Genomic DNA, 11,455 nt, shown 5'->3' on the forward strand with positions numbered 1-11,455 from the left:
TGCGGGTCTGTGGTCGCCGTCGGCCCCTACTGCGGGCAGTTGTTGCTCTAGTCCCTTGTGCTGCGATTGATGGTCGCCTGGAGAGCACTGCGGGTCGGCACCGCAGCCCGCGAGCGCGGCGGGCCGGGCCCCTCGGGACAGGGGCCCGGCGCCGCGCAGTACCGGCTGCTTGGGAGGGGGAGCCGGTGCTGCCGCAGAAGAAGTTGTCAGGCGGGGTCGAAGTACCAGCGCTGGCAGGAGCCGCCGTGGAAGGGCCAGATGATCACGTCGGCGCCGCGATCAGTTGAGCAGCCTGCGACGTCGAGGGACTTGCCGCTGCCCGTGCCGATGATCTTGTAGGCACCACCGACGATCGGCTCGATCGTCCAGGTCTGGCAGTCGGCTCCGGTGTAATCCCACAGATCCACCGGCGTCACGTCGGCGGTCGAGCAGCCGGATGCCTCCAGCGCCTTGCCCGTGTTCCCGTCGATGATCTTGAAGGTAGTCCCGGTGACGTTCTCGATATGCCATTTCTGACACGGGCTTCCGGCGATCCGGTCCCACATCCGTACGTCGGCGCCGTTCTGGCTCTGGCAGTCGACGACGTCCAGGTCGAAACCGCCGGCCTCCGCCCTGAGCCGGTAGATACCGTCGGTCATCGGCGGGGGAGTACCGCTGGAGACATCGAGGAAGTTGCTGTCGATATTGATCGTGACGCCACCCCAGGTCTCGTTGTGGTCGCCCTTGTACTGGTGCAGTCGCTGATGGTTCACCCACAGGCCACTCGGGATGTACTGGCCGCCGTCGGTGTTCGCAGCCCCGTTCCACCACGCGAACCAGATGTGATCGGGCGACGTGTAGCGGCTGTCACCGGCGCCGCTGGCGAGGTCCCGGCCACCGGAGCCCGCGCTGCTGTAAACGCCGCCGAGGAAACCGCGAGCGCGAAGCTCGTTGGTCCAGCCGCTCACATAAGAGAGCACTGCATCCTTGCAGGCCGCGGTCGTCGGGTAGGCCTCGATGTCGGAGTAGAGAGCGCTCCCTGGGCCGATCCCGAGGTTCAGCGCCGCCTGCGCCGAGACACCGGCGGATTGCGCTCCCTGGCTTCTCGCCGTGGCGGGATCGAAGGACATCTTCGGGTTCCGGGTGCCGCACGGAGCCTGGTAGCCCACGTCGATCGGCATGAACGACCAGCCGTTGGCGGCGTTCGAGGAGACCCATGATGCGGTCAGATTCGCTTGGCTGCAAGAACGCGAGGCGCCGCTGATGTAGATGCCGACGGCCTTGAACGGCGAAGCCTTCCACGCGTTCATTGCACCGAGCGACGGCGCGGTGCACTGATCGAACGCCTGCTGGTTGATCATGTTGCCTGGAGCAACGACAGTGGAGGTCGTGGCGTTGGGCTGGGCGGTCGCTTTCGGCTGGGTCGTGGTCTTCGGCGGTGCTGGGGGCTGAGCGGGTGGTGGGGCGAGCTTGGCCGGCGTACCGCCGCTGGTCAGTCGCGCCTTGCCAAGGATCTGCCGTACGGACGATTCCTGGTCGAAGCCGTGTACTGCGGTGACCAGGACACCGGCGTCTTCGACGGCGACCTGGATCTCGTTGTCCGAGGAGGCCGCGGTCGCGGGCGCCGTCGCAGTACGGGGCATTGAAGCGACTGCCGTACGCCGGGGCGCCGAGCCGTTGAGTGGCTCGATCACCAAGCCGGCGGTGCGTCCGACGAGGTGAGCCGGGCAGTTCTGCTGCGCCGCGGGGTGACCGAGGTAGACGGCCGGCTGGTCGAACCGGACACAAGCTGACGGATCGGCGGCGAGGTCGACCACCTTCCAATCGGACGGTACGGCGACCTGGTAGCCGTGGTACTTCACGATCCGGTCGACTGAGGCGCCTTGGGCAGGAGTGATGCCGGCGGACAAACCGACCACGGCGAGACCGGCGGCCGAGATCAGGGAGAGCGCTCTTCGGGAACGTTTCATGGTGATCCTTCGTGGGCGGCGAGGTGCGACGCCCCCACGGTCCACCGACCCACCCAACCCCGCCACCCTTTCGAACCAGACAAAACCCTCACCGCACGTAACGAGCGAAGCGGGGTGAAATGCAGGTGCAGGGCGGGGCTGTGCCCGGCGGGGTGTCGCAAGTCGAGCGGACGAGCAGTGGGCCCACGTGGGCTGCGGGTGCGGCGGGTCGGGCGGACGAGGCAGTGGGTTCAGGTGGGTTGCGGGTGCGGCGGGTCGGGACGTTGGAGTAGTTGGTGGTTTTAAGGTGGGAGCCCGAGTGGTTGGAGTTGGTGATGGGTGACGGTGCGCCTGGTTCTGGGTTGGGTGGGTGGCGGAAGGGGCCGTTCACGGGGGCGGGGTTGACCTATGACTGTTATGAGAAGGGGTCGGGGCCGGGGGTGGTGCTGATTCCGGAGATTCCTGGGATCACGCCGCCGGTGCTGGGGCTTGCGGATCATCTGGTCGACGAGGGGTTCACGGTGGTGATCCCGTCGCCGTTCGGGACGCCGGGGCGGCCGGAGACGATGGGGTACACGATGGGCGTGTTCGCGCGGCTCTGTGTCAGCAAGGAGGTCCGGGCGTTCGCGGTCGACGCGAAGCGACCGATAACGGCGTACCTGAGAGCGGTTGCTGCCGATCTCGCCGCCCGTACGCCGGGGCGCGGGGTCGGCGTGATCGGGATGTGCTTCACCGGCGGGTTCGCACTGGCGACCGCGGTGGACGACGTCGTACTGGCGCCGGTGATGAGTCAGCCGGCCGCACCGTTCCCGCTCGGCGCGGCCCGACGGCGTGATCCCGGGGTCTCGCACGAAGAACTCGAGCGCGTCGTGGAGCGCTCTCGTACGGACGGTCTTTGTGTTCTCGGACTGCGGTTCAGCGAGGACCGGGCAGTACCGCCCGAGCGTTTCGCGACGCTGCGAGAACACCTCGGCGACGCCTTCGAGGTGATCGAACTCGACTCGAGCCCCGGCAACCCCGGCGGCTTCAAGAAGAGCGCGCACGCAGTCCTCACCGCCGAGGTCCGCGAAGCTCCGGGCCACCCAGCCCTCGCCGCACGCACCCGCACAGTCGAGTTCCTCCGAGAACACCTCACCCCCACCACCTGACCCAACCCGCCAGTACCACCGATTCGTGTGCCTGGTTGGGTGCTGGTTGCTCGTGGGTAACAAGAGCCGGGTGGAGTGGGGTGGTGACGGTGGGTGGGGGGAGTGTTAAGGGACGGTATGGAATTCCTCGGGTGTGATTGGGGCGGGTGTCGAGCGGGAACCTGGAATAGCAAAATCGAGGACGAGCGCGCTTTCCGGCCCGTACCGCCGGGGATTCCGTTGCTCTACGCAAGGTGACAGGAGCCGTGCGTGAACCTCGTGGATTTGCTCTGGCCGCAGCCCCCGCGGGCATGGCACCATCGGCCGTCGGGGGAGATATGTCACCAGGGGGCAGACGAATGGCGAAAGCCAAGCGGGCGAACCACCGGACCGGTTCGGAGCACGTCGACGAACCGGGCTGGGAGTCTGCGGCCGGTACCGGAAACACCGGTCCGGGTACCAACGGCTACACCGGCCAGAACGGTGGCAACGGCAAAGGTGGCAACGGCGAGGGTGGCAACGGCCGAGGCGGGAACCGTGCCGATGGTGGCAATGGTGCCAATGGCCACGATGCGGATGCTTCGGGGGGCGTTGGATCGGTGAGTGATCGTCCGGTCGCGCAGAGCGCGGAGGGTGCTCGGCCGCCGCAGTACGGGCCGCAGAACGGGTCCTTTCCGCAGTCCGGTCGTCAGGACGAGCAGGCTCGCGGTCGACAGGCCCAGGATCGGACGCAGCAAGGCCAGAACGGCCAGCAGGGACAGAACGGCCAGCAAGGCCACAGCGGGCAGCAGGGACAGTACGGATTGCAGGGACAGCGAGGCCACGAAGGTCAGGAGCCCCAAGGACAGAACGGGCAGCGGGGGCAGGTTTCGACGGCGGTGTGGCGGACCGTGCAGCGGCCGCAGAGTCTGCCGTCGAACGGCCAGCCGCAGCAGAACAGACCTGCGGATCTCGGTACGCCGGTGAAGGTGGACGAGATCGCCATCGCGGCGATGACGTTGTCCGAGAATCTTCAGGCTGCCGCTCGTGGTCTACCGGAGTCTGTTGAGTCGCGGCAGTTCCGGCGCGATCTGGACGAGGCCGCCGACACGTTCCGCGAAGCTGCCAACGAGCTGGAATCGACCGCAGGCAAGCTCCTTCGGCTTGCTGCCAGCGAAGGTGAGACCTGCGGTGTCGTCTGGGGCGACTGTCCCGATCACGGTCTCACGCTGATGAATGTCGGTGAGGTCGTCACCTGCCACGTGCTCGGCTGTCACCGCGAGTACGAGGGCGTCATCGAGCGTTGCACCCAACCGGTCGCCTACCGGGTCGTCGACGCCGCCGGGCCGGCCGTGATGACCTGTGCCGGTCACGCGATCGCCTGCCGGCTGCACCTCGACGGTGCAGTCATCACCCTCGCCTCCGACAGCCTCGAAGTGCTCTGAGCCGGCAGGTTGGTCCGCCGCGCCGGACCAACCTTTACGCTTCGTGCGGGATCAACCGCGACCAGGTCAACCCGACCTCGGTCCGCCACGCATCGACGCTCGCAGCGGGAGAGCGGGAGAGCGGGAGAGCGCGAGAGCGCTTACTGGATGCGGCAGGAGGTGAGTTGGTCGTTGGCGTTGGGGGTGAGCGTGGTGAAGTTCGGTGTGTCCGCGGTCCGGGTCCAGCTTTGACCGGAGAAGTTGTCGTCGGCATAGATCGTCACCGACCAGCCGGCTGGAACGCGTACCGACGACGCCCAGTTGTCCTGTACGCCGGCCGCCAGCAACTGCGCTCGCGTGTAGTTGCCCTTGGCAAGCGGTTGGCCAGCGGCACCGAGATAGTCGACGTGCTCGTAGAACGTCACCGCGCCACCACCTTGGCTCGGCATCGGCGGGGTCGGCCTGGTCGCGGTGAGCGCGATCTGTCCCTTGAACATCCGGCCACCGTCGTTGGTCAGCCGCAGGTAGTAGTCCGACGAGCACGCCGTACCGTCCTCGTCGAGCGCCCGGATCCCTGACCCACTGGGAACCCAGGCCGCGCTCTCCGCGGTCTTCGCGATCTGGTTGCCCTCGTTGAACTCGTCGAACATGGAGATGTACATCCCCTGCACGCCGGCCCGCGTCAGGTTGTAGAACTGCCGCCACATCAGCTCACCATGCCGCCGGTGCCCGGACTGCAGATCGCCCGGAATCACGCACGGCTGGTAGTCGATCCCGTGAGCGTTGCAGTCCGCCTGGTCCTGCTGATTCACGTTGTTGTAGTAGTGATCCGCGCCGGCGAGGTCGCTGATTCGGCCGACCATCCACGGCGAGATCATGTTGAACGCGTGGTACACCTCGAGATACCCGGCTCGCGAGTCCTCGTTGCCCGGCAGCCAGTGCGTCGGAACGCCACCGATGACGTAGCAGCCCTGGCCCTTGAACCAGTTGACGACATCGAGACAAACCGAAGCGGGGAAGGCTTTGTTGGCCTCGTTGAAGCCGAAGCCCCAGATGCAGACGACCGGCTTCCCGTTCTGTTTCGCGTACGCAGGCGACGAGGTGTACGCGCGCATCTTGTTGATCCAGTCGGCCTTCATCTCCGACTGCATGTTCGTCCAGTCGGTCGCGTCGTACATGATGTAGAACTTCCGGCCGTACTGTTCGGCGGCTTGGCGGACCTTGGCCGCCATCGCGTCCCGGGTCGGGCCTTCGCCGCCGGTCGGGTTGAACCGTTGCAGCGCGGCGGTGTCGCAGCCGTTCTGCTGCATCCACTGGAAATGCGTGTTGACGGTCTGCTGGTCGTACGACGAGAACAGCTTGGCCGGCTGGCCGTTGCCGAGATTCGCGTACGCCGTTTGGTAGGTGGCCGAGAAGTCGCGGACATCCGGCCAGCTGACGATCGTGGTGTTGCCCGGTGAAGGTGGCTGACTCGCATTCTGGCTGTAGTGCCACCAACTGTTGATCGGGGCACCGTCGCCGATACAGGCGAACCAGCCCTGGTAGCCGACGGTGATCTTGCCGACGACATCGCCGACCGGACTGGCGACCGGCGTCGCCGTGGTACTGGAACTGGCGCGCGCCGCCAGGGCGTTGCCGACGGTGGTTCCCGCGGCGGCGGTGGCTGCTGAGGCGGCCAGGAAAGTGCGTCTGGTGAGTGACATGTGCAGGCTCCTGTGGGGGGCGGGCAGGACTGCGGAGAGTGGCGCGAGCGTACAAACGGCTGCGGTGCCGCGCAAGGGTTGATTGCAAATCCTTGACGAAGAACTGCAAGATCATGATCGAAGACCGCTCAAGAAACATGCTCGCAACATCTTGACGCCGCGCGTCCCGCTACTTAGTTTGTTGGTTCAACAGACAAAGTCTGTGACTGGGGTCACAGGCGCTGTCTCCGGTCGGGGGAGAAGGGGTGGGACCGGCATGACTTTGACCGACGGCAGCCGTCCAGGCCGTGGCGTTGTGGCTGCCGATCACGTCTCACTCCGGCGGAACAATCTGTCTGTCGTGCTGCGGCACGTGCGGGAAATGGGATCGCGCTCTCGCGCCCGGATCGCCGCCGACACCGGCCTCAACAAGGCGACCGTCAGCAGCCTGGTTGCCGAGCTGGTCGAACGCGGCCTGCTACGCGAAGGTCTGGCCGAGTCCGAACGCGGCGCCCTCGGCCGCCCGGGCCAATTGGTCGAGCTCGACGGCAGCGGCGTCTGCGGCGTAGGTGCGGAGATCAACGTCGACTACCTCGCCGTCACGGCGCTCGATCTCAGCGGCGAGACCGTGATCGAGCGTCGCCTCCCGTTGGACGTCGCCCACCTGGACCCCGGTACGACGCTCGACCAGCTCGCCAAGCTGATCCTCCATGCCGTCGCGGCTGTCGATGTGCGTGGCGGGCAGACGGCTGGTGTCACCCTGGCGGTGCCCGGCCTGGTGCAGAGCGCGACCGGCTCCCTCAAGCTGGCCCCGAACCTCGGCTGGGCCGAGGTGCCTGTCGTCGAGTCGATGCGGGAGCGGCTCGGCGATCCGGCGTATCCCTTGCGGGTGGACAACGAGGCGAACCTTGCCGCGCTCGCGGCGTACGCCGAGATGCAGATCGGGTCGGAGGACAGGATCCAGGATCTCGTGTTGCTCACCGGCGCTGTCGGCGTCGGTGGCGGCATGGTCACCGGCGGGCATCTGCTGCGGGGCGGGCACGGGTTCAGCGGCGAGGTCGGGCACATGCCGGTCGCCCCGGCCGGCGGCACCTGCGGCTGCGGCCGGACCGGATGCTGGGAGACCGTCGTCGGCCTGACCGCTTTGTTGCACAAGGCAACGGAACCGGACGATCCGGCCCGCGACCCGTCACTCGATGTCGAGCAGCGGCTCGCCGAAATCACCCGGCGGGCGGAGGCGGGCGAGGCGCGAACGCTCAAGGCGCTGGCCGAGGTGGGCCACTGGCTCGGCATCGGCGGCGCGATCCTGGTGAACGTCCTGAATCCCGACGTGCTGGTGCTCGGCGGGTACTTCGCAGTACTCGGCCCGTGGCTGAAACAACCGCTGGAGAGCGCGATCGCCGATCGCGTGATCGCCCCGGAGGGCGGCGGTTGCCGGGTGGTCCAGTCGGAGCTCGGATTCACCGCGGCGGTTCGCGGTGGTGCCCAGATCTCCTTGGATCAGGTCTTCCTCGACCCGACGCTGGTCGGCCGCGCGGCGACGGGGCTGGCCCAATGACTACAGGCATTCGAAGGACAGCCGCACGGGGTGGACCGATCGGAGTGGGGCGATGAGCACGCAAGCCAGTGGTGGTGAGCTGCTGCGGATGACCGGGATCGTCAAGGAGTTCCCGGGCGTGCGCGCGCTCGACGGCGTGGACCTCGATGTACGGCGGGGAGAAGTGCACTGTCTGCTGGGACAGAACGGCGCCGGGAAGTCGACGCTGATCCGGGTCCTCACCGGTGCCCACCAGCCCGACGCGGGCACGATCCAGGTCGACGGCAACGAAGTGTCGCTGAACAGTCCGACGGATTCGATCGACCTCGGGATCGCCGCGATCTACCAGGAGCTCGACCTGGTACCCGATCTCACCGTCGCAGAGAACGTGTTCCTCGGCCACGAACCGGCCAGGTTCGGGCTGACCCGCCGGCACGAGGCGAACACCCGCGCGCGCGAACTGCTGAACGGCCTCGGCCATGGCGAGATCCCGCCCGGCCGCACGGTCGGCTTACTGTCGGCCGCCGGGCAGCAAGTCGTGAGCATGGCAAGAGCGCTCTCTCGTGACGCTCAGCTGATCGTGATGGACGAGCCGTCGGCCGTGCTCGACTCCGAGGAGGTGGCCAACCTCTTCCGCGTGATCCGCGGTCTCACGGCTCGCGGCGTCGCCGTGGTCTACATCTCGCACCGCCTGGAGGAGATCCGCGCGATCGGCGACCGGGTCACCGTCCTCAAGGACGGCGCGACCGTGGCGACCGGCCTCGACGCGCGGGAGACCCCGACCGCCGAGCTGATCCGGCTGATGACCGGCCGCTCGATCGAGTACGTGTTCCCGCCGCGAGCCGAGATCGCCAGTACTGCGCCGGTCGTCCTCGAGGTCGAGAACCTGTCCCGCCCCGGCGAGTTCGCCGACATCGAATTCTCGGTCCGGGCGGGGGAGATCCTCGGGCTGGCCGGACTCGTCGGCTCCGGGCGCTCCGAAGTACTGGAGACCGTGTACGGCGCGCGGCGGTCGGCGACCGGCGTCGTACGGGTCGATGGCAAGGAACTGCAGCCCGGGCGGGTGCAAAGCGCAGTACGGGCTGGGGTCGGGTTGGCTCCGGAGGAGCGGAAGAGTCAGGCGTTGCTGCTCGACGAAGCGGTGTACAAGAACATCACCGTTTCGACTCTCCGCCGGTTCGCCAGCGCCGGGTTCCTGAACGGCAAGGCCGAGCGGGAAGCGGCTGAGGAGTTGACCAAGGCGCTCGACGTCCGGCCGGCTGGGGTGGACCATCCCGTCCGCAACCTGTCCGGTGGGAATCAGCAGAAGGTCGTGCTGGCCCGCTGGTTGCTGCGGGACTGCCGGGTGCTGCTGCTCGACGAACCCACGCGCGGAGTCGACGTGGGAGCGCGTTCCGAGATCTATGCGCTGGTGCGCAAGCTGGCCGCCAACGGGGTCGCGATCGTGCTGGTCTCCAGCGAGGTCGAGGAGGTGCTCGGTCTGGCGGACCGGGTCGTGGTGATGCGGGAGGGGCGGGCCGTTCACACCGGACCCGCGCAAGACATCGACGAGCACCGGGTCCTCGATCTGGTGATGGAAGGAAGTGCCGTGTGATGAGTGAGGAAGTCGCACGACCCGAAGCAACGACCGAGGAGACGGTCACCACCGCGTCCACTCAGGCGACGGTGATCCAGGCGCCGGGGACGACCGGCAGCCGGAGCGCGGGCAGCTTGTTCAGAGGGGGATTCGGCCGCAACCTCGGCCTCGTGATCGCGCTGGTGCTGCTCTGCATCGTCGGCGTCGCAACGGCGGGGGACCGGTTCGCGAGTGGCGCCAACGTGCTCACCATTCTACGGCTGGCCGCCGTGATCGGCGTGGTCAGCATCGGGATGACGTTCGTGATCACCGGCGGCGGGATCGACCTGTCGGTCGGCGCGATGGTCGCGCTCGCTTCCGTCTGGGCGACCACCCTGGCCACACAGCAGCTGGCCGCGGACTACCACTGGATGTTCATGGTCAGCACCGCACTCCTGGTCGGTGCCGCCTGCGGGCTGGTGAACGGGCTATTGGTTGCCTACGGCAAGATAGTGCCGTTCATCGCGACGCTGGCGATGCTGGCCGGCGCGCGCGGGCTGGCCGAGATCATCTCCGATCGCAAGACCCAGATCATCACCGTCAACTCGTTCGTCGACTTCTTCGGCGGCTCGCTGCTCGGCGTACCGGTGCTGGTGTGGATGTTCGTCCTGGTCGCCGCGGCCGGCTGGGTGCTGCTCAACCGGACCACCTTCGGCCGCCGGACGTTCGCGGTCGGCGGTAACGCCGAGGCGGCGCGGCTCGCGGGTATCAAGGTGCAGCGGCACACGGTCGCGCTCTACATCCTGGCCGGCCTGTGCTGCGGGATCGCCGCGGTGATGCTGATGGCGCGGACGACGACCGGCAGTTCGACGCACGGCCAGTTGTACGAGCTGGACGCGATCGCGGCGGTGGTGATCGGCGGCACGCTGCTGTCCGGTGGCCGCGGCACGATCGTCGGCACGGTGATCGGCGTACTGATCTTCACCACCCTGAACAACGTCTTCACCCTGAACAATCTGAGCATCTCCGCCCAGTCGGTGGCGAAGGGCCTGATCATCGTGATCGCCGTCCTCCTCCAGCAACGACTGGCCTCTCGAGCCACCTGATGGGGGGTGGGGGGAGTTGCCTCGCGACAACGTCGACAAGCACGGCCCGTCATTTTGGAGGAGAAAGATGTCCGCACGATCCGCTCGGTTCCTGATCACGGCAGGCCTGGTCGGCCTGAGCTCGATGGCACTGATCGCCTGTACCGGCAACACCCCGGAAGCGGCCAAGACCGAGTCGGCCACCAAGGTCGCGGCCGGCAAGAACGACGAACCCGGCAAGAAGGTCAAGATCGGCTTCTCCGCCCCGGCCGCCGACCACGGCTGGATGGGCGCGATCACCAAGGCGACCAAGGCCGAGGCGGCCAAGTACCCCGACGTCGAACTGGTCGTTGCCGAGGGCACTAATGACGTCAACCTGCAGATCAGCCAGGTGGAAACGTTCATCAACCAGAAGGTGGACGCGATCGTGCTGCTGCCGTTCGACGGCGCGGCGCTGACCGCGGTGGCGACCAAGGCGATGCAGGCCGGGATCACGGTGGTGAACGTCGACCGCGAGTTCGACAGTTCGTTCGCGGCCCGGACCACGATCCTCGGTGACAACCACGGAATGGGCGTGTCCGCGGGCAAGTACATCTGCGACCAGCTGAAGGGCAAGAAGGACGCGGTGATCGCGGAGATCGCCGGTATCGACTCGCTGCCGCTGACGCAGGCCCGGAGTACCGGCTTCAAGGAGGCGCTCGCCGATTGCGGGCAGAAGGTGAGCAACCGGGTGGCCGCCGAGTTCACCGTCGAGTCCGGTGAGAAGGCGGCGGCGAACCTGCTGCAGGCCGCGCCGAAGATCGACGCGATCTGGAACCACGACGACGACCAGGGTGTCGGCGTGATGGCCGCGATCAAGAACTCCGGCCGCAAGGAATTCTTCGTCGTCGGCGGTGCCGGTTCGGCGAACGTGATGCGTGACATCAAGGCGGGCAACACGCTGATGCGCGCCACCGTCATCTACCCGTCGACGCAAGGTGCGGACGGCGTCCGGCTCGCGCGTCTGCTGGTGCAGAAGAAGGCCCTCGGCGACCTGGTGGAGGTCGAGGTCCCGCGCACCGTCCAGCTCTACGCCCCGGTTGTGACAAAGGACAACGTGGACCAGTACTTGCCGTCTGCGTTTGAAAGCTGACAAGAG

At 67.2% G+C, this 11,455-nt stretch carries 8 protein-coding genes; 6 read left to right on the forward strand and 2 right to left on the reverse strand.

The features are described 5' to 3' along the window. Positions 1-206: 206 nt before the first annotated feature. Complete coding sequence (locus DIZ26_RS05035) at positions 207-1,949, reverse strand: glycoside hydrolase domain-containing protein (RefSeq protein WP_112238174.1); 1,743 nt, start codon at positions 1,947-1,949, stop codon at positions 207-209. 419 nt (positions 1,950-2,368) lie between these two features. Here DIZ26_RS05035 and DIZ26_RS05040 point away from each other — a divergent pair, with 419 nt between their 5' ends. After that, complete coding sequence (locus DIZ26_RS05040) at positions 2,369-3,076, forward strand: dienelactone hydrolase family protein (protein WP_198675901.1); 708 nt, start codon at positions 2,369-2,371, stop codon at positions 3,074-3,076. Between the two features lie 338 nt (positions 3,077-3,414). Further along, positions 3,415-4,479 (forward strand): hypothetical protein, encoded by a 1,065-nt coding sequence (locus DIZ26_RS37360; RefSeq protein WP_157979585.1) that lies wholly within the window; start codon positions 3,415-3,417, stop codon positions 4,477-4,479. A 140-nt stretch (positions 4,480-4,619) separates the two neighbouring features. Here the strand turns inward: DIZ26_RS37360 and DIZ26_RS05055 are convergent, their stop codons facing one another. Then, positions 4,620-6,161 carry a lectin gene (locus DIZ26_RS05055; RefSeq protein ID WP_112238182.1) on the reverse strand — a complete coding sequence of 514 codons (1,542 nt, stop codon included), beginning with the start codon at positions 6,159-6,161 and terminating at the stop codon, positions 4,620-4,622. Positions 6,162-6,417: 256 nt separating this feature from the next. Here DIZ26_RS05055 and DIZ26_RS05060 point away from each other — a divergent pair, with 256 nt between their 5' ends. From DIZ26_RS05060 to DIZ26_RS05075, 4 genes are all read left to right on the forward strand, one after another. Continuing rightward, complete coding sequence (locus DIZ26_RS05060; RefSeq protein WP_112238184.1) at positions 6,418-7,698, forward strand: ROK family transcriptional regulator; 1,281 nt, start codon at positions 6,418-6,420, stop codon at positions 7,696-7,698. A gap of 52 nt (positions 7,699-7,750) precedes the next feature. Next, a complete protein-coding gene (locus tag DIZ26_RS05065) occupies positions 7,751-9,271 on the forward strand; it encodes a sugar ABC transporter ATP-binding protein (RefSeq protein ID WP_112238186.1) in 1,521 nt (506 codons plus the stop codon). Next, positions 9,271-10,338, forward strand: a complete 1,068-nt coding sequence (locus DIZ26_RS05070) for an ABC transporter permease (RefSeq protein ID WP_112238188.1) — start codon at positions 9,271-9,273, stop codon at positions 10,336-10,338. The genes DIZ26_RS05065 and DIZ26_RS05070 overlap by 1 nt, the downstream gene beginning before the upstream one ends. A gap of 67 nt (positions 10,339-10,405) precedes the next feature. Continuing rightward, a complete protein-coding gene (locus DIZ26_RS05075; RefSeq protein WP_112238190.1) occupies positions 10,406-11,449 on the forward strand; it encodes a substrate-binding domain-containing protein in 1,044 nt (347 codons plus the stop codon). The last annotated feature ends 6 nt before the right edge of the window (positions 11,450-11,455 follow it).

This window comes from Kribbella monticola, from assembly GCF_003261635.1.
GTDB lineage: Bacteria > Actinomycetota > Actinomycetes > Propionibacteriales > Kribbellaceae > Kribbella > Kribbella monticola.